Source organism: Nocardioides soli, from assembly GCF_014191495.1.
GTDB classification, from domain to species: domain Bacteria; phylum Actinomycetota; class Actinomycetes; order Propionibacteriales; family Nocardioidaceae; genus Nocardioides; species Nocardioides soli.
Genome location: NZ_JACHWR010000017.1, coordinates 1 through 19137, shown reverse-complemented (window position 1 = coordinate 19137; position 19137 = coordinate 1). Strand labels below are relative to the sequence as shown.

The 19137-nt window shown below is 71.6% G+C and carries 17 protein-coding genes; 10 read left to right on the top strand and 7 right to left on the bottom strand.

All coding sequences use genetic code 11. From position 1 onward, the window contains the following. A partial coding sequence (locus FHU40_RS27895) for a hypothetical protein (protein WP_221200364.1) occupies positions 1-259 on the bottom strand: 259 nt, incomplete at its 3' end. Positions 260-888: 629 nt separating this feature from the next. On the opposite strand from FHU40_RS27895, the gene istA reads away from it, so the two are divergent. Next, positions 889-2433 carry an IS21 family transposase gene (istA, locus tag FHU40_RS27285; RefSeq protein WP_064075337.1) on the top strand — a complete coding sequence of 515 codons (1545 nt, stop codon included), beginning with the start codon at positions 889-891 and terminating at the stop codon, positions 2431-2433. Further along, positions 2430-3224 carry an IS21-like element helper ATPase IstB gene (istB, locus tag FHU40_RS27280; protein WP_183591811.1) on the top strand — a complete coding sequence of 265 codons (795 nt, stop codon included), beginning with the start codon at positions 2430-2432 and terminating at the stop codon, positions 3222-3224. The genes istA and istB overlap by 4 nt, the downstream gene beginning before the upstream one ends. A 468-nt stretch (positions 3225-3692) precedes the next feature. On the opposite strand, the gene FHU40_RS27275 is transcribed toward istB, so the two are convergent. Then, entirely contained in the window at positions 3693-4607 is a 915-nt protein-coding gene (locus tag FHU40_RS27275; RefSeq protein ID WP_343058078.1) for a formylglycine-generating enzyme family protein, read from the bottom strand. A 19-nt stretch (positions 4608-4626) separates the two neighbouring features. Next, positions 4627-6906 carry a SpoIIE family protein phosphatase gene (locus FHU40_RS27270; protein WP_183595594.1) on the bottom strand — a complete coding sequence of 760 codons (2280 nt, stop codon included), beginning with the start codon at positions 6904-6906 and terminating at the stop codon, positions 4627-4629. A gap of 174 nt (positions 6907-7080) precedes the next feature. Here FHU40_RS27270 and FHU40_RS27265 point away from each other — a divergent pair, with 174 nt between their 5' ends. Continuing rightward, the gene (locus FHU40_RS27265) at positions 7081-7479 is read left to right on the top strand and encodes a DUF7144 family membrane protein (protein WP_183595595.1); all 399 of its coding nucleotides are present in this window, start codon (positions 7081-7083) and stop codon (positions 7477-7479) included. An 82-nt stretch (positions 7480-7561) separates the two neighbouring features. Here FHU40_RS27265 and FHU40_RS27260 read toward each other — a convergent pair whose 3' ends face one another. From FHU40_RS27260 to FHU40_RS27250, 3 genes are read right to left on the bottom strand one after another with little or no spacing between them, the layout of a single operon-like run. Next, entirely contained in the window at positions 7562-8410 is an 849-nt protein-coding gene (locus FHU40_RS27260; RefSeq protein ID WP_183595596.1) for an alpha/beta fold hydrolase, read from the bottom strand. Next, on the bottom strand, positions 8407-9351 hold the full coding sequence (locus tag FHU40_RS27255) for a VOC family protein (protein WP_183595597.1): 945 nt from the start codon (positions 9349-9351) through the stop codon (positions 8407-8409). Before FHU40_RS27255 ends, FHU40_RS27260 begins: the two co-directional genes overlap by 4 nt. Positions 9352-9386: 35 nt before the next feature. After that, entirely contained in the window at positions 9387-10955 is a 1569-nt protein-coding gene (locus FHU40_RS27250; protein ID WP_183595598.1) for a bifunctional 3-(3-hydroxy-phenyl)propionate/3-hydroxycinnamic acid hydroxylase, read from the bottom strand. Between the two features lie 156 nt (positions 10956-11111). Between FHU40_RS27250 and FHU40_RS27245 the strand changes: the two genes are divergently transcribed. Next, entirely contained in the window at positions 11112-11759 is a 648-nt protein-coding gene (locus tag FHU40_RS27245) for a TetR/AcrR family transcriptional regulator (protein WP_215525985.1), read from the top strand. Between the two features lie 10 nt (positions 11760-11769). Here FHU40_RS27245 and FHU40_RS27240 read toward each other — a convergent pair whose 3' ends face one another. Continuing rightward, positions 11770-12513, bottom strand: coding sequence for an IclR family transcriptional regulator (locus FHU40_RS27240; protein WP_183595640.1), 744 nt, complete (start codon positions 12511-12513; stop codon positions 11770-11772). A 59-nt stretch (positions 12514-12572) separates the two neighbouring features. Between FHU40_RS27240 and FHU40_RS27235 the strand changes: the two genes are divergently transcribed. The 6 genes from FHU40_RS27235 to FHU40_RS27210 all read left to right on the top strand — a co-directional run. Then, entirely contained in the window at positions 12573-13352 is a 780-nt protein-coding gene (locus tag FHU40_RS27235) for an IclR family transcriptional regulator (RefSeq protein ID WP_183595639.1), read from the top strand. 99 nt (positions 13353-13451) lie between these two features. After that, complete coding sequence (gene accB / locus FHU40_RS27230) at positions 13452-13931, top strand: acetyl-CoA carboxylase biotin carboxyl carrier protein (RefSeq protein WP_183595638.1); 480 nt, start codon at positions 13452-13454, stop codon at positions 13929-13931. Next, on the top strand, positions 13928-15283 hold the full coding sequence (locus FHU40_RS29250) for an acetyl-CoA carboxylase biotin carboxylase subunit (protein WP_183595637.1): 1356 nt from the start codon (positions 13928-13930) through the stop codon (positions 15281-15283). The genes accB and FHU40_RS29250 overlap by 4 nt, the downstream gene beginning before the upstream one ends. Next, positions 15280-16755, top strand: coding sequence for a pyruvate/oxaloacetate carboxyltransferase (locus FHU40_RS27220; protein ID WP_183595636.1), 1476 nt, complete (start codon positions 15280-15282; stop codon positions 16753-16755). Before FHU40_RS29250 ends, FHU40_RS27220 begins: the two co-directional genes overlap by 4 nt. Continuing rightward, entirely contained in the window at positions 16752-17642 is an 891-nt protein-coding gene (locus tag FHU40_RS27215; protein ID WP_183595635.1) for an HAD hydrolase-like protein, read from the top strand. Before FHU40_RS27220 ends, FHU40_RS27215 begins: the two co-directional genes overlap by 4 nt. Further along, positions 17639-19137 (top strand): hypothetical protein (locus FHU40_RS27210; protein ID WP_183595634.1); only part of this gene is annotated, 1499 nt, incomplete at its 3' end. The genes FHU40_RS27215 and FHU40_RS27210, both read left to right, overlap by 4 nt.

Genomic DNA, 19137 nt, shown 5'->3' with positions numbered 1-19137 from the left:
TACCGGACCCGAGGGCGCTCCCGCCGCGTTGCGCCGGGGTACGTCGCGCGCGATCGGCGCCGTGCGGCAGGGCGGCGACCGGGTCGGCCTCGACACCGGCCGCTTCGGCATCGCCCTGCACACCTACAAGACGCCGATCCGGATCGCCGTCCTCGGTGGCGCGCTGCTGATCTACGTGCTGCGCGACCATCCGACGGGAAGGCCTTCGCCGATTAAGGCAGGTGTTCTGCACCCCCTCGTCGATCGCCGACCGATTCATCTGCTGATGGTCGAGACTGCCTGTCCCCGGCGCCCGCTTCCGGCGGCCGACGCACGAGCCGCGCCCCGCCACCTGCCCAATCTCACTTCCATGAGACCGCGTATCTGGTCGCGAGGGCCGGATCGGGCTCCAGCTCACACCAAACACCACGACCACTCCTACCGGCCGCGCCAGGTGGTTTCGAAGCGCTCAGGGCCATGCGCGCCCCTTCACACCTCAACTCACCGACCCGCTTCGACGTGCAAGTTGAGATGGTTGCACGACTAGCAACCGTTACGAAACATCCCGAGCACCTAGAACACGACCGCGCCAGAGCCCTGCCCAGGTGAGTTCAAGCAGCTCAGGCGCTAGCGCACCCGCTTTCACACCTCAACCAACGGCTTCGGTGGTTGAGGAGGTTGCGCTAGCAACCGTCTCGAAACCACCCACCCGAACACGTGTCGGCGGCCATGAAATTCTGCCCGGAGACGGCCACGAAACTGCCCGCTGGCGGACATGAAACCTGCCCGGTGGCGGTCATGGGATCTGCCCGACACGACGTCGTCTGCCTCACCGGCTCCGACGGTTGAGGCCCCTCCTCAGGTGCGATCGGCGGTGCTGAAGCGCCCGTCGCCCTGAGGAGGGACAACTTGAAGTCTGCCGAGGAGATCATGGAAATCCTGGATGCCTACGACCTGACAGGGTCGTTGCGTGATGCCGGCGAGCTGGCCGGATGCTCGCACCACACGGTCAAGCACTACGTGGACCGCCGTGCTGCCGGGGGTGAGCTGGACAAGGCCGTGACTCGGCCGCAGTTGATCGATGAGTACCTGCCCAAGGTCGAGGAGTGGGTCGAGCGGTCCAAGGGCAAGGTCCGTGCCGACAGAGCGCACGAGAAGCTGCTCGCGATGGGCTACAAGGGTTCGGAGCGCACCACCCGTCGTGCGGTCGCATCGGTGAAGAAGTCATACCGGTCAGGACATGTGCGGGTCCACCGGCCCTGGGTCACCGAGCCGGGGATGTGGCTGCAGTACGACTACGGCGACGGACCTGTCGTCGACGGCGTCAAGACGGTTCTGTTCGTGGCGTGGCTGGCGTGGTCGCGGTTCCGGGTCGTGATCGCGCTGCGCGATAAGACCATGCCGTCCGTGTTCGCCGCGCTGGACCAGACCTTCCGCCGGTTGGGTGGGGTGCCGACCTACGTGCTGACCGACAACGAGAAGACCGTCACGACCGAGCACATCGCCGGGATCCCGGTCCGCAACGGACAGCTCGTCACCTTCGCCGAGCACTACTCGGTCGTGGTCCACACCTGTGTGCCGGCGGATCCGGCGTCCAAGGGCGGCACCGAGTCGTCGGTGAAGATCAGCAAGGCCGACCTGGTGCCCAAGGACACCAACCTGCGTGAGGAGTACGCGTCGTTTAGCGAGCTCGAGGAGGCGTGTGAGGCGTTCTGTCAGAAGGTCAACACCCGGGCTCACCGGACCACGAAGCGGCCACCGGTCGAGATGTTGGCCGAAGAGCGGACACGGCTACACCCGGTCCCGACACAGCCGCACACAGTCGCGTTCGGCACCACCCGGGTAGTGCCGGGCAACACGCCGATGGTGATGTTCGAGTCCGGCCAGTACTCGGTGCCACACACCCTGCTCGGCGCCACGGTGTGGGTTCGTGCCCAAGGACTCGGCGACGGCGAGGAGGTCGTCATCGTTCACGTCGGCGAGGACGGACCCGCCGAGGTCGCCCGCCACGCGCGCGCGACGCCGGGCACGCCGAGGATCAACGACGAGCACTTCCCACCGCAGCCGGAAGGTCCGTTGAACCGGCAGCCGCGAGCGAAGAACCCAGCGGAAGCCGAGTTCCTCGACCTGGGCGAGGGCGCCCGCCTGTGGCTGGTCGAGGCCGCTGCGGCGGGCACGCCGCGGATGAGGGTCAAGATGGCCGAAGCCCTCAGCCTGGCCAAGCTGTTCGACCCCGTCGAGGTCGACTGGGCACTCGGCCACGCCGCCGTCCACGGCCGGTTCGCCGAGGCCGATCTGTCCTCGATCCTCGACCACCACGCCCGGCAACCCGCTGTTGGCGAGCACCGTGCCGGCGAAGAACGGTCGCTGACCCAGGGCACCGCCGGATGGGCACGTCTCGGCCAGCACGACAGCCAGCACGACAGCCGCGAGGGGAACGAGGTGACCCGATGACGACCAAGACCACCACACCATCGATGGCGTCCGCGCCGCCGTTGCCGGCCGAGTTGGAGGACCTCTTGCGGCGGCTTCGGCTGCCCCACATCCGTCGCCACGCACCGGAGGTCGTCGCGACCGCGAAGGCCCAACGCTGGGAGCCCGCCGAGGTGCTCAAGGCTCTGTTCGCCGAGGAGGTCGCCGGAAGGGAACGCTCCGCACTGGCCACCCGCAGGGCGGCTGCGGGGTTCCCGACCGGGAAGACGTTCGATGCGTGGCAGCCCGAGGCATCCTCGATCCCGGCACCGACCCAGCAGGCACTCCGCACCCTGGAATGGGTCCACCGTCGGGAAAACCTCGTCGTGTGCGGGCCGTCGGGGACCGGGAAGACGTTCCTACTGGAGGCACTCGGTCACCAAGCCGTCGAGGCCGGGTTGAAGGTCGCCTGGTTCACCCTGGAAGACCTCGGGGTCCTGCTGCGCCGCCATCGTGCCGACGACACGGTGTCCAAGGCCATCGCCCGTGTGCTGCGCGCCGATCTCGTTGTCGTCGACGACATCGGCCTGTTGCCGGTCGCCCAGGATGCCGCCGAGGGGCTCTACCGGCTCGTCGACGCCGCCTACGAGAAGCGGTCGGTCGCGATCAGCTCGAACCTGCACCCGTCCGGGTTCGACGAGCTGATGCCCAAGACGCTGGCGACCGCCACCGTCGACCGGCTACTGCACCACGCCCACGTGTGCCAGACCAGCGGAGACTCCGTGCGACTTACCCAGGCACTCGCCGGCCGAGGGGTGAGTCCCTTGAGCTGAGTGCTCTGGTCGGTGGTGGCCGCAAGCCCACTGGGCAGATCCCATGGCCACCACCGGGCAGTTCTCGTGACCGTCAGCGGGCAGGTCTCACGACCGCCCCTGGGCAGTTCCTACTGTCCCTTGACAAACACGCCCGGGCCAGACGCCGACCAGGTGGTCTCGAGGCTCGGGCCTGGCGGCCCTCCCACCTCAACCACCGGCTTCGATGGTTGAGGAGGTTGCGCTAGCAACCGTCTCGAAACCACCCACCCGAACACGCCCGGGCCAGACGCCGACCAGGTGGTCTCGAGGCTCGGGCCTGACGGCCCTCACACCTCAACCACCGGCTTCGGTGGTTGAGGAGGTTGCGCTAGCAACCGTCTCGAAACCACCCACCCGAACACGCCCGGGCCAGACGCCGACCAGGTGGTTCCAAGGCTCGGGCCTGGCGGCCCTCACACCTCAACCACCGTGCGGGGCGCTGCGGACTCAGGCGCGGCGTACGCACCGGAAGCCGACGTGGGAGGTGGTGTCCTTGACCCCGTGTCCCTGGCGCGCCGCCGGGCGATAGCGCTGGCAGTAGTCGGGCGAGCACAGGTGCGAGCCACCCTTGGTGACGAACCGGTCGGTCTCGGCGAGCCGCAGCGTGCCGCCGCAGCAGGGGCTGGCGGTCGCCGCGGCGCCCACGGTCTCGCCGGTGCTCGCGTGGTTCTCGGTCCACCGGGTCGACGTCCACTCCCAGACGTTGCCGATCATGTCGCGCAGCCCGTAGCCGTTGGCGGCGTAGCTGCCCACCGGCGAGGTGCGGTGGTGGCCCTCGGGGTCGTCGCTGCGCCAGGGGAAGGGGCCCTGCCAGGTGTTCGCCAGCCGCGCGCCCCCCGGCATCAGCTCGTCGCCCCACGCGAAGTCGCGACCGACCAGGCCGCCGCGGGCGGCGTGCTCGAACTCCGCCTCGGTCGGCAGCTCCTTGCCGGCCCAGCGGGCGTACGCCGATGCGTCCTCCCAGCCGACGTGCACCACGGGGTGGTCGGGGACGTCCTCCCAGGTGCTGCCCGGTCCCTGGGGAGCGCGCCAGGACGCGTCCGGCTGCCAGCGCCACCACTGGGTCCAGTTGCCCAGGTGGACGGGGCCGGCGGTCTGGGTGAACACCTGCGATCCCGGCACCAGCAGGGCGGGGTCGGCACCGGGGAAGTCGGCCGGGTCGGGAGCGACCTCCGCGACCGTCACGTGGCCGGTGTCCGCGACGAAGCGCGCGAACTCGGCGTTCGTCACCGGGTGCACGTCGAACCAGACGTCGTCGACCGTCACCCCGCGCAGCGGGCGCTCCTCGGCGTAGAAGTGGTCGTTGCCGAGCGTGGTCGGCCCTCCCGGCACGAGCACCATGTCGCTCACCGCTGTGGTCACGTCTCCTGTCTAGCAGACGTCAGCGGGCGGGGGCGTCGCCGCCGGACGCCGCGGGCGCGAGCCGCAGCGCGAGCAGCGTCGTGTCGTCGTCGCCGCCGTCGTGCAGGCCGAGCAGCCGGTCGAGCCAGAGCTGGAAGTCGGAGCCGCCGTAGGTGTCCGCGGCCAGCGATCGGAGCCGCTCGGTGCGCTCGCGCAGGTCGGTCCCGCGCCGTTCGACGAGCCCGTCGGTGTAGAGCAGCAGCGCCGCCCCGGGCTCGAGCGGCACGTCGACCGTCGCGGCCTCGCCGGCACCGACGCCGAGCAGCGGCCGGAGGGGTACGCCGAGGTCGCGCGCGCCGTCCGGGCCGATCAGCACCGGCTCCGGGTGGCCGGCGTTGGCCAGGCTGATCCGGGTGCGGCCCGGGTCGACGATGCCGACGATCGCGGTCGCGACGCGCTGGTCGAGCAGGTTGGCCATCAGGTGGTCCAGGCGGTCCAGCGCGCCCGCCGGCGAGTGGCCCTCGACCAGGTAGGCGCGCAGCGCGGTGCGCAGCTGCGTCATCGCCGACGCCGCGGAGACGCCGTGGCCGGCGACGTCGCCGACCACGAAGGCCACGCTGCCGTCGTCGAGCTCGAACACGTCCCACCAGTCGCCGCCGAGCTGGAAGGTCGACGCGGGCCGGTAGTGGGCGACCACGTCGAGCCCGGTGACCGGCGGTGGCCGGTCGAGCACCACGCTGCGCTGGAGCGACTCGGCCATCGCGATCTGCTCCTTCGAGCGGGTCAGCAGCAGCCCGATCAGGTGCTTGCCGAGCGCGTCGGCCGCCTCGAGCTTCCACTCCGCCCAGGGCAGGCTGCGCCCCCGCACGACCTCGCGCCACTTCTCGAACGACCGGCGCGGGCTGAGCCGTACGTCCGGCCCCTCGGCCGCAGCGAGCTGCTTGTTGGTCGGGTCGCCGCCCCAGTCGACGACCCGCTCCTGCTCGGGCCGGAACCAGAGCAGGAACCGGTCGGAGGCCGACCCGACCCGCAGCACCCCCGCGGCGCTGGTGCGGCCGGCCAGCTCGGGCAGCAGCGTCGTGAGCCGGTCGGTGCAGGTCGCGTAGGTCAGCGGATCCTCCAGCGTCGACGCGATGAGCTGGAGGTCGTCGTCGTCGAGGTCCACCTCGCCGCGCCGGGTGACCACCCCGTCGTAGGACAGCACCGCCCCCGTGGCCTGCACCAGGGTGAGCAGCTCGGGGTCCGCCATCAGGCTGACCAGCGGCGACGCCGGGTCGGCGGAGATGCGCCCGGTCATCCGGGCGAGCACGGTCTGGGCGGCGAGCTTGCGCTCGCGCACGTCGGCGCGCTCCCGGTCGGCCGCCAGCTGGCTGGCCACCTGGCCGAGGAACTCCGCGGCCGCCCGGGCGTCGTGGCTGGGCCGGTGCGGTCCCGAGTAGTGGTGGCAGGCGACCAGGCCCCAGAGCACCCCGTCGACCACGAGCGAGATCGACATGGACGCCCGCACGCCCATGTTCGACAGGTACTCGACGTGGATCGGCGAGACGCTGCGCAGGCTCGCGTGGGAGAGGTCCAGCGGGGCCTCGGTGGCCGGGTCGAGGACCGGCTGCAGCGGCACCGGGGTGTAGCCGACGTCGACGATCAGCCGGGTCCAGTTGATCGTGTAGAGGCGCCGCGCCTGGGCCGGGATGTCGGTCGCGGGGTAGTGGAGCCCGAGGAAGGGGTTGAGATCGTCGCGCCGCTCCTCCGCGACGACCTCGCCGTTCCAGTCCTCGTCGAAGCGGTAGACCATCACCCGGTCGAAGCCGAGCAGCCCGCGGATCTCCGTCGCCAGCTGACCGGCCAGGTCGCGCACCGACGTCGCCTGCGCCAGTCGGGCCATCGCCCCGCGCGTCGACTGGTAGGTCAGGCGCGTCGCACCCACGCCGCTGACCGGCTCGATCTCCACGATCCACCGCGCCCCGGAGCGGTGGTGGCGGACGTCGACCTGCCGGCCGGCGAGCCCGGCCCGGGGTGGGAGCTCGTCCAACCGCACCACGAGCGGCTCGGTCGTCGCCTCCGCCGCGATCCGCTCGGCGAGGTCGGCGGCCAGGAGCGGGCCGAGGAGCGACTCGAGCGGCGCGCCGATCGCCACCTCGGCGCGGACGCCCAGCAGCGCGTCGCAGTTGCCCGCCACCACCACCACGCGCAGCTGCTCGTCGAGGGCGAGCAGCACGCCGTGGGGCTGGATCGCACCCGGGACGTGGATCGGCTCGCGGTCACACGTGGTGAGGTCGACCTCGCCGTACGCCGGCGTGTGCGGCGCAAGGGACTCGGACACGAGCGGCTCCGGTTGTGCTGGTGGGGGCGGAACGACCAGTCTGGACCAGTCGGCCCCCGAGCGGGCCATCCATCCGGATGAGTTCCGCCCGGAGCGTCGCCGCGCCTCCGCACACTTGCGGACTCACCCGGTCCGGGTGAGTCCAGGACCAGCGCGGGCCGCCACACTCGAAGCATGACTGCGTCGAAAACCGAGAGCGCCTGGGCCGAGGGCATCGGCATCTTCGCGGGCGCCGCACTGCTGACCGTCGGCCTCTTCCAGTTCCTGGAGGGAGTCGCCGCCGCCGCCAAGGACGACGTGTTCGTCCGGACCACCAACTACGTCTTCGAGTTCGACCTCACCACCTGGGGCTGGATCCACATCGTCCTGGGCATCATCGTCGCGATCGTCGGTGGCGCGATCCTCGCCGGCCAGGGCTGGGCGCTGGTCGCCGGCATCGTGCTCGCGATCCTCTCGGCGCTGATGAACTTCGTCTGGCTGCCGTACTACCCCTTCTGGGCGATCCTCATCATCGCCTTCGACATCGCCGTCATCTGGGCACTCAGCACGATGCTGGGCACCCGCCGGCACTAGCTCGGGTCCTGTCGAGACCCGTGAGATGGCTCCCCCGGAGGGATTCCGGGAGCCATCTCACGGGTCTCGACGCATGTCGGGGTCAGTGGTGGGTGACGAAGTCGGCGACGAGCCGGTTGAACTCGTCGGCGTGCTCCAGCTGCGCCCAGTGGCCGCACCGGTTGATGATGTGCGCGCGCGAGTCGGGGATGCGGGCGGCCGCGAACAGGGTGCCCTCGAAGGTGACCACGCGGTCGTCGCGGCCGTGGATCAGCAGCGTCGGTACGGCGATCTCGGAGAGGCGGTCAAGGTCCGCCCAGGTCGGGATCGGGCCACGGATGCCGGCCTTCGCGACGTTGGCCAGGTGCTCCGGGCGCCGGGCGGCCGCGTCGGAGCGCTGGCGGCAGAGCTCCGGCGTCGCGAACCGCTCCACGTCGAAGACCATGATCTCGACCAGGCGGCGCATCGCCTCCGGGCTGTAGTCGGTGTAGCCCTGGTACATGATCTTGATGCCCTCGCCGGGTCCGGTCGGCCCGAACAGGAACGGCTTGAGCTGCAGCGGCGCCCCCATGGTGATCAGGTGGGTGACCCGCTCCGGGCGTTCGATCGACATCCGGATCGAGGTGTGTCCCCCCATCGAGTTGCCGACGAACGCCGCCCGCTCGATGCCCAGCGCGTCCATCAGCTGGCACAGCGCGTCGAGCGGCTCGTAGTCGAGGAAGTCGACCTCGGAGGATCCGCCCCAACCCGGCAGGTCGGGTGCGATGACCCGGAAGCCGGCGTCGGCCAGGAACCCGATGTTCGGGCTGTAGTTGCTCCAGCCGGTGGCGCCGGGGCCACCGCCGTGGATCAGGAGGACCGGCGGGCCGTCGGCGGGGCCCGCCTCGTTGTAGTGGATGGTGAAGTCGGCGGTGGTGACGTCCTTCGCGACGTCGCTCTCCAACAGCGTCATCGGTGCGCGTCCTCTCGGGCCGGGTCGTTGGCGATCGCGGCCTGCAGCCAGCCGAGCTCTGCCTGCATCGGGTGGTGACCCCAGTTGTTGAGCCGGTCGAGGGTCTTGACCTCCCACGTGGCGTCGTCGATGAGGAGCCCGCCCCAGCCGTACTCGACCGCGAAGCCGGACGGCGTCGTGACGTAGAAGCTGAACATGTTGTCGTTCGGGTGCATGCCGAGCGTCATCTCGAACGGCTGACCGGCCTTCAGGCAGCGGTCCCACGCCATGCCCACGTCGCGCATGTCGGTGACCTCGACCATGAAGTGGTGGGTCTTCTTGGGGTGCGGCATGTCCCCGAACGCGACCGAGTGGTGGCGCGGGTTGCAGTGCAGGAAGATCAGGTCCGCGACGATGCCCGGCGCCAGCTCCTCGACGATGATGTCGGAGATCCGGAAGCCGAGGACGCCCTCGTAGAACGCCAGGTACGCCTCCCGCGAGACGCCCTTCGACAGCAGCACCTGGTGGCCGGCGCCACCGGCGCCGGTGACGAACTCGCCCAGCAGCAGGTCGGACGCGAACGGCGTCTCCGCGTCGGCGAACCCGGTGACGAGCTCGATCCGGTTGCCCATCGGGTCGACGGTGGTGACCACGCGGTCGACGCGGCGCGCCGCCGCGAGCGCGGCGCCGCCCTCGGCCACCTCGGCACCGGCCGCGGTCAACCGAGCGACCAGCTCGTCGAGCTCGGCCGCACCGGCGACCTCGTAGCCGCTGACCACCAGATCGTCGGCGGTGCCGCGCTCGACCCGCCAGCGGTACGGCTTCGCATCCATCCGCAGCGACAGTCCGTCGGCGTCCTTGTCGGCGAGCTGCATGCCCAGCAGCGCCGTGCCGAAGTGCTCCCACGCGGCGAGGTCGGTGACCTCGTACACGACGTACGCGAGCTCCTTGACTCCACTCATCACGTTTCTCCTTGGGTTACGGGGTTCTGGGGTGGTCAGGCAGGTACGGCGAGGCCGGAGCCGTCCGCCGCGGCGACGAACCGGTCGGGGCGCACGGCGACCGCGCGGGCGCCGTAGCGGGCGAGCCAGGGCAGCAGCACCTCGTCGAGGTCGACGAGGTCGTCGGCACCCTGCGTGTAGGACGTCTTCGGTCGCACCGCGACGTAGCGCGCACCGAGCGCGTCCCACGCCGCCTTCTCCTCCGCGCTCAGCAGCGTGGCCGGGTCGACGTCCGCACCGAGCAGCACGAAGCCGTCGCCGAGCAGGTCGTCGAGGCGGGTCATCCGGCCGGTCGTGTCGCCGACGATGGGCTGCGGCAGCATCCGGCCCACCACGCTGGCGTCGCCGACCGGGCCGCGCAGCCAGCCGCCGTCGAGCACCGGCGGCGCGATCAGCGGCGGCTCGAACGGCGTGACCAGGCCCTCCGGCACGGTGTTCATCGCCGCGATCTCCTCCGGCGTCGCCTCCTGCTTGATGACTCGGCCGAGCTGGACGGCGAGGCCGGTGTAGAAGGCGGCGTTGGGCCGGCGCTCGGCCTCGTAGGTGTCGAGCCACGCGTCGTCGAGCTCGCCGCGGAGCACCCGGGCCAGCTTCCAACCGAGGTTGTGGACGTCGCGGATGCCGGTCTGCATGCCCGCACCGGCCCACGGCGGCATCAGGTGCGCGGCGTCGCCGGCCAGGAAGACCCGGCCGTCGCGCCAGGTGTCGGCCATCCGGGTGTGGTGCCGGTAGAACGCCCACTGGTGGATCTCGACGTCGTCCTCGGTGACGCCCATCGCCGCCAGGAGCGGCCAGACCTGGGCCGGACTGGCGAAGTCGTCCTCGGTCTCGCCCGGCTTGAGCGGGATCTCCCAGCGGTGGTTGCCCGCCGAGAGCGCGATGTCGACGACCGGGCGCTCGCGGTCGGACCAGAAGGTGAGGAAGTCGCGGTCGGGCCACCAGCGCTTCACCTTGCAGTCGATGACGATCCACTGGACGTCGAGCGTGTCGCCGGTCAGGTCGCAGTCGATCGCCCCGCGGACGCGGCTGCTGCCGCCGTCGGCGCCGATGACGTAGCGCACCCGGGCCCGTCGGGTCTCCCCCGTCGCGAGGTCGGTCGCGGTGACGACCACGCCGTCGGCGTCCTGCTCGAGGCCGACCACCTCGGCGCCGTACTCGACCCGCAGGAGGTCGCCGTACTCGGCGGCGCAGTCGCGGAGCTCCTGCTCCATCACCGGCTGGTAGATGTTGTAGAAGCGCGGCTTCACGCCGAGCGTCGACGGCGGGTGCTCGACGCGCATCAGCTCCGCGCCGTCGTAGGTCACCCAGCGCAGGGCGCGCTGCGGCTCGATCACCCGGGTGATCCGCTCGTCGATGCCGAGCGACTGGAAGATCCGCATCGTCCAGTCGTTGATCGTGACCGCACGCGCCCGCGGGTAGATGTCGCGGTCGCGCTCGAACGCCAGGACCGACACCCCCCGGTGGGCCAGCGTGAGCGCCGCGGTCACCCCCGTCGGGCCGTACCCGACCACCGCGACGTCGGCGTCGTACCCGACCCCTGCGCCCTGCCCTGCAACCTGCGTCATCCCGGCTCCCGGTGGCTCGTGCTCGGCCAAGGTTTGGACCGATCGTTCCAATAGTGCATGACCACGGTCACACGGCGGCATCCGGAGGACAATGAGATTCCGGTGTGCAGAAAAGGCTCGGCGATCCGCGCCCGGGAGCACACCTATGCTTCGCGGGTGACGAGCCAGCGGACCACGAACCGGCGTGGACGCCGCTCCCGCGAGGAGATCCTCGAGATCGCCTCGCGGGTGATGGCCGAGCGCGGGTACGCCGCGACCTCGCTGTCGGTGCTCAGCCAGGAGAGCGGGCTGCCGAAGAGCGCGATCTACCACCACTTCCACTCCAAGAGCGGCCTGCTCACGGCGGTGATGTCGCGCGGCGCCTACGACTTCTTCGAGGCGATGCGCTCGGCCCACGCCGGCGGCCCCGAGGGGGCGACCCCGGGCGAGCGGATGCGCTGGTTCCTGGTGCGCACCGCCGAGGTCTTCCTGGCCCGCTCGGACTTCCTGCGGCTGCACCTGATCCTGGTGATGAGCGCCGAGGCCGCGGAGGCCGAGGTGGACGCCATGATCGAGCAGGTACGCCGCGACGGCCGCGCGTACATGCACCACATGATCGCCACCGCCTTCGCCCCGCGCGGCGACGACGTCGCGCGGCGGGTCGCCGACGGGCTCGACTACTTCGGCATCGCCGGCTTCGACGGTGCCTTCGTCGCCCAGCAGGCCGACCCGCGGCGCGACCTGACCGCCCAGATGGAGCTGCTCGCCGAGGCGATCGTGGCGCTCGGCGAGGCCCGGTGCGCCGAGCCCGACGGCACCGCGTAGGCGCTCAGCCTCAGGCGGTCGCGGCGCTCAGCGCCTTCTCGATCGCCCGGGCACAGCCGTGCAGCTCCTGGACCCAGCCGGACACCCGATCCCGCGAGAAGCGCGCGGTCGGCATCGCGAGCGAGATGCCGGCGGTCATCCCGTCGGCCCAGCTGACCGGGACGCCGATCGCCGTCAGGCCCGCCTCGGTCAGCTCGTTGTTGATCGCGAAGCCGTTCTGCCGCACCGCGCGCAGGGCGCGGCGTACCCGAGCACGCTCGGCCGGCTCGAGGTCGGCCAGCGCCTCGCCGAGCGCGTCGTCGTCCAGCACCGAGAGCATCGCCTTGCCGCCGCTGCTGACGTGCGCCGGCAGCGACTTGCCGGTCCGGTCGCCCACGCGCAGCAGCTGGTCGCACTCGACGGTGAGCACGAACCGCGCCTCCGAGCCGGTCAGCACCACCAGGTTCGCCGACTCGTCGGTGCGGTCGACCAGGCGCTGCAGGTGCGGCCGGGCGGTCTGCCGCAGCGTCGAGAGCGGGACGGCGGTCGAGGGCGACCCGTGCAGCAGCCGCCCGGGCCGGTAGCGCTTGTCCGCGTCCTGCTCCGCGAAGTCGCGGTAGACCAGCATCGCCAGCAGCCGGTGGGCCGTCGAGGGCGACACCCCGAGGCGCGCGGCTGCGTCGGTCACCCGCATCGGACCCTCGAGCAGGAGCAGCTGCGCGAGCAGCAGCGCGTTGTCCACCGACTCGATGGCGTACGACGGGCGGTTCTTCACAGCAGAAGATCCTATTGCTCTCAGCGGCAGAAGGCGCCCTGTCGTGCGAAGATCCCGCCATGCGTGACGACGGCCGCCCACCACTGGAGTCCGTCGACCGTGCCCTCCAGCTGATCGAGGCGCTGCGCGACGGGCGGACGCTGACGGTCAAGGCCGCCGCCGAGATGCTGGGTGTCGCGCCGTCCACCGCGCACCGGCTGCTCAACGCCCTCCGCTACCGCGAGTTCGCCCGGCAGGTCGACGACCGTGGCTACCGCGCCGGCCCGGCACTGAGCGGCGAGGACGAGGCGTTCACCCCCGAGGAGCTCACGGTGGCGGCCCGTCCCGCGCTCGAGCTGCTGCACGACCGCACCGACGAGAGCAGCCAGCTGATGATCCGGCGCGGCACCGACATCCAGTTCCTCGACGGGGTCGAGAGCACCCGGCCGCTGCGGGTCGCGGTCCGGATCGGCGACCGCATCCCGGCACACTGCTCGGCGGGCGGGAAGGCGCTGCTCGCCCGGCTCGACGGGCCCGCGTTCGACCAGCTCTACGCCCAGGGCCTCCCGCTGTGGCCGACCGCTTCCATCACCACCACCGGCGACCTGCGCCGGCACCTCCAAGGAGTGCGCCGCTGCGGCTACGGCGTCAACCAGGACGAGACCGAGGACGCCGTCAGCGGCATCGGCGTCGTCGTGACGGACCCGAGCGGGCAGCCGGTGGCCGCGCTCACCCTCGCCGTGCCCTCGGCACGCTTCGACCGCCGCCAGGTCACCGGCTACCTCGACGCGCTGGGCGAGGCCGCGGCGCTGACCGGAAGCCGGCTCGGCGCCGCACCCGCGGCCCGTCCGGTGCGCTGAGCACCGCGGGAGGTTTCTGCTAGACAGAATGGTGTAGATCGCTCGTTGCCGAGAGGCGAATACTCCTTGTGACAGCCAACACACGGGAGGAGATCGCCCATGGGCCTCGACCTGGAGGAGCTGGCAGCCGTCATGGAGCTGCTGGCCGACGCCGACTTCACCCAGCTCCGGATCCAGCAGGGTGACTTCAGCCTGGTGGTGAGCCGGGGCGTGCCGATCGACGACGGCGGTACGACGCCCGCGGCGCCCGCGCCCTCTCCGGTAACGGTCCCCGTCGCGGCCCCGGTGGTGCAGGAGGTCCAGCCCGGCCCGGCGTCCTCCGAGCTCGGCGCCGACGAGGTGCACGTGACCACCCCGATGCTGGGCACCTTCTACCGGGCACCCAAGCCCGGCGAGCCGCCGTTCGTCGAGGTCGGCACCAAGGTCGGCGCGGACACGACGGTCGGCATCGTCGAGGTGATGAAGCTGATGAGCTCGATCCAGGCCGGCGCCGAGGGCGAGGTCACCCGGGTCCTGGTCGAGGACGGCCAGCTGGTCGAGGCCGGTCAGCCGCTGTTCGTGCTCCGGGTCGTGCCGTGACCCATCGCGTCTTCGTCGCCAACCGCGGCGAGATCGCGGTCCGGATCATCGAGGCCTGCGACCGGCTCGGCTTCGAGACGGTCCTCGGCGTCTCGGCGGCCGACCGCGACACCCTCGCGGCCAGGCGCGCCGGCCGGGTGCTGACGCTCGGCGGGGCGCGCTCCACCGACAGCTACCTGCTGCTGCCCGCCGTCGTGCACGCCGCGATCGCGACCGGATGCACGGCGCTGCACCCCGGCTACGGCTTCCTCTCCGAGCGGCCCGAGCTGGCCCGGCTGTGCGCCGAGAACGGCATCACCTTCGTCGGCCCGTCGCCCGAGGCGCTCGACGCGCTCGGCGACAAGCTCAAGGCCCGCGCGCTCGCCGAGTCGCTCGGCGTACCCGTCGCTCCCGGCGGCACCGCCGAGACCGAGGCCGAGATCGACGCGCTGGCGGCCGAGATCGGCTACCCGATCCTGGTCAAGGCCGCCTTCGGCGGTGGTGGGCGCGGCATGAAGCTCGTGCACGGCCGCGCCGAGCTGCTCGACGCCTGGCGGGTCGCCTCCTCCGAGGCGAGCGCCGCCTTCGGCGACGGGACCGTCTTCCTGGAGCGCTACGTCACCGACGCCAAGCACATCGAGGTGCAGGTGCTCGGCGACCGGCACGGCCACTACCTCCACCTCGGCGAGCGCGAGTGCTCGGTGCAGTACCGCTACCAGAAGGTGGTCGAGGAGGCGCCCTGCGCGGCGATCGACCAGGCCACCCGCGAGCTGCTGCACGACAGCGCGCTGCGCATCGCCTCCTCCCTGCAGTACGTCGGGCTCGGCACCGTCGAGTTCCTGTACGACGTCCAGCGCCGCCAGGTGAGCTTCCTCGAGGTCAACCCGCGGCTCCAGGTCGAGCACCCGGTCACCGAGGCGGTCACCGGCGTCGACCTGGTCCGCGAGCAGCTGCTGGTGGCGCTCGGCGAGGAGCTCACCCTGCGCCAGGAGGACATCCGGCTGGAGGGCCACGCGGTCGAGTGCCGGATCACTGCCCAGGACCCGGCCCGCGGCCTGGCCCCCTCCCCCGGCCCGGTCACCCGCTGGCGGCCGCCGGTCGGCCGCGGGCTCCGGCTCGACACGCACGTCTACGAGGGCTACCGGTTCCCGCCGTACTACGACGCGCTGATGGCCAAGCTGATCGCGTGGGGCCCCGACCGGCCCGCGGCGATCGCCACGATGCGCGAGGCGCTCGACCGCTTCGAGATCGAGGGGCTCGCCACCTCGCGCGAGCTGCACCGGCGGATCCTCGCCCACCCCGAGTTCCAGGACGGGTCGGTCACGACCCACTGGCTGGAGCCGATCGTCACCGATCAGGAGGTCACCGCATGAAGGACGTCCAGCTCGTCGACGTCTCGCTGCGCGACGGCAACCAGTCGCTGTGGGGCGCCACCGGCGTCACCACCCGGATGGTCCGCGGCGTCGCGCCGCTGCTCGACCGGGTCGGCTACCGCACCGTCGAGATCGCGTCGAGCACGATGCTCGCGACCGCCGTCCGCTACCACCGCGAGGACCCCTGGGAGCGGCTGCGCACGGCGCGCGACCTGATGCCGAACACCCAGCTCGGCTTCCTCACCACCGGCAAGCGGTTCATCACCTTCTACCGCACCCCCGACGCGATCTTCGAGCTCGCCTTCCGACTGCTCGCCCGCAACGGCGTGACGCGGCTCTGGGTGATCGACCCGATGCACGACATGGACGGCGCGAAGCGCACCGCCGCGCTCGCCAAGCGGGTCGGCTTCGAGGAGGTCGTGGGCGGGGTCTGCTACACGACCAGCCCGGTGCACACCGACGACTACTTCGCCGACAAGGTCGCCGAGCTCGACGACTGCCCGGAGATCGACTCGGTCTACCTCAAGGACCCGGCCGGCCTGCTCACCCCCGAGCGGGTCTCGCACCTGGTGCCCACCCTGCAGGCGCGGCTCGACCGGCTCCGGGTCGACGAGATCCACAGCCACACCACGACCGGCATCTCGCCGCTCACGGTGCTCGCCGCCGCGGACGTCGGCGTCGACACGATCCACTGCGCGCTCCCCCCGCTGGCCAACGGCGGCTCGCACCCGCCGGGCCCGCGACTGGTCAAGAACCTGCACGCGCGCGGCTACCGGACCCACGTGGACGTCGAGGCGATGGCCGACGCGTCGGCGTACCTCATGCGGCAGGCGCGCATCAAGGGCCTGCCGATCGGCACCCCCAACGAGTACGACGAGGAGTACTACCGCCACACCATCCCCGGCGGCGTGCAGTCGACCACCCGGCGCCAGCTCGCGGAGATCGGCAAGGCCGACCTCTTCGACGCGGTGATCGAGGAGTCGGTGCAGGTCCGCGAGGACCTCGGCTGGCCGATCGTGATGACCCCGTTCGCGCAGTACATCGTCACCCAGGCGACGCTGAACGTGATCGGCGGCGAGCGCTACCGGCAGCTCTCCGACGAGGTCGTCGACCTGCTCCGCGGCGACTTCGGTCCGCTGCCCGGGCCGGTCGACCAGGACCTGATGGACCGCGCGATGGCGACCTCCCGCGCCACGCAGGCGCCGGACCAGGACATCACGATCGAGGACCTGCGCCGGCGGTTCGGCCACACCCTCAGCGACGAGGAGCTGCTGCTCCGTGCGGTGATGCCGGCCAACCAGGTCGACGCGATGATCGCCGCCCGGGGCACCGGCCGGGCCAGCACCCTCGCGACCGCGCTCGCCGGGATGGCCGGCGCCCGCCCGGGCCGGACCACGATCGACCTCACCCAGGACGGCACCTCGCTCACGCTCACCCGCGACGTCCCCGCCGACCAGGGAGCGGCGTCGTGACCGGCCTGTCCCGGCTCACCGGGGTCGAGGGCTGGATCCTCGACGTCGACGGCTGCCTGGTCCGCACCTCGCGCGCCGGCGGCACGGGCGGTACGCCGATCCCGGGCGCGGCCGAGCTGCTCACCGGGCTCGCCGAGCGCGGACACCGGGTCGTGGTCTGCACCAACGCCTCGGAGCTCCCGCCCGCGGCGTACGCCGAGCACCTGCGCGAGATCGGCCTGCCCGTCGCCGACGAGGACTTCGTCACCGCGGGCAGCGCCGGCGCCGACCACATCGCCGCCGCCCACCCGGGCGGTCGGGTGGTCGCGGTCGGCGGGCCGGGCATCACCGTGCCGCTGCGCGAGCGCGGCCTCGAGGTGGTCGAGGCCGACGGCCTGCGCGACCCGGGCGAGTGCGCGGCCGTGCTGGTCGGCGCCGCGCCCAGCTACACGCACGCCGCGCTCAACGCGGCCTGCCTCGCCATCGAGGCCGGCGCGCCGCTCTACGTGTCCCAGAACCAGCCGTGGTTCCACGGCGGCGCGGGCCGCAGCATCGCGATCTCCGCCGTGATGGCGGCCGCCATCGCATGGGCGACGGGCGCGGGGGCCGAGGTGACCGGCAAGCCGTCGCCGGTACTCGCCGAGGCGCTGCGGCACCGGCTCGGCGTACCCGCCGAGCGGATCGCGGTCGTCGGCGACGCGACCGCCGAGATCGAGCTCGCCCGCGCCATCGGCGCCCAGGCGGTCACCGTGCTCAGCGGCGCCCTCACCGCCGACGCGGTCGCCGCCCTGCCCGACGTACGTCGTCCCGACCATGTGCTGCCCGACGTGGCCGCTCTGCACCACCTGCTCTCGCGAACCCCCGACAGCGCCCCCGTCTCGGACCGAACCCCAGGAGTCCTCTCATGACCGCACCCGACCGCTTCCCCTTCTTCAACGAGGTCGCGCCACCCGCCGGTGCGGAGGGCTGGGAGTCGATGTACCCCTACTTCCTGGTCCCCAGCGAGGAGACCCGCGAGCAGGAGAACGGCCAGTTCTGGTTCGCCGACACCATGCACTGGTCGCGCGGCGCGCATCCCTTCGACAGCATCGGCGCGGAGGCGGTCTACCTCGGCGCCGGCCAGAACAGCACCCGCATCTTCGTCCTGCCGACCGCCCTCGGCCTCGACGTGCGGATGATGAACGGCTACGTCTACATCTCCCCCATCGCGGTCACCGACCCCGAGGAGATCGGCCGCCGCGCGGCGCTGTTCCAGGAGCGGGCCGGCTACTACTACCAGAACTGGGACGAGCTCTACGGCCGCTGGAAGACCAAGATGGAGGCCGCCGTCGCCTCCATGAAGACGATCTCCTTCCCGCCGCTGGGCGAGCTGGACCCGATCGAGGTCGTCACCGAGGGCCGCGGCCGCTCGACGTCGTGGGACATCATCGCGGAGTACCACCGGCTGATCGACGAGTTCTTCCTGGTCTGGCAGTACCACTTCGAGTTCCTGAACCTCGGGTACGGCGGCTACATCGTCTTCTTCCAGTTCTGCAAGTCGGTCTTCCCGAGCATCAGCGACCAGGAGATCGCCCGGATGGTCGCGGGCGTCGACGTCCTCGCCTTCCGGCCCGACGACGAGCTGCGCCGGCTGGCCGCGCTGGCGGTCGAGCTGAAGGTCGACCACCTGCTCGCCGGCGACGACCCCGACGCCGTCGTCGCGGCGATGGACGAGTCGGACGCCGGCCGCACCTGGCTCAAGGAGCTCGAGGTCGCCCGCGACCCATGGTTCAACTACTTCGCGGAGTACGGCTTCACCCACGACCAGGACACCTGGATCAGCGACCCGTCGATCCCGCTGCGCAACATCGCCCGGTACGCCGCGCGGCTGGCCGCCGGCGAGGACATCTCCCGACCCGTCGAGCGGCTGCGCGCGGAGCGCGACGAGCTCGTCGACGAGTACCGCTCGCTGCTCACGCCCGAGGAGGCGGCGCAGTTCGACGAGCTGATCGGCCTGTCCCGCAAGGTGTTCCCGTTCATCGAGGAGCACAACATCTACGTCGAGCACTGGACCCACTCGGTGTTCTGGCAGAAGGTCCACGAGCTCGGCGACTTCCTGCTCGCCGCCGGCTTCACCGAGCAGCACGACGACATCTTCTACATCAACCGGTTCGAGCTCGACCAGGTGCTCTTCGACGTCGTGGAGTCCTGGGCGATCGGCGTCCCGGCGCGCGGCAAACAGCGCTGGGCGGCCGAGGTGCGGCGGCGCCGCGGCATCATGGCCGCGCTCCAGGCGCAGGGCGCCCCGCCGGCGTACGGCGTGCCGCCGGCCGAGGTCACCGACCCGTTCGCCGTGATGAACTACGGCGTCACCACCGAGCGGGTCCGCGACTGGCTGGGCGCGGGCAGCGACGAGGGCGACTA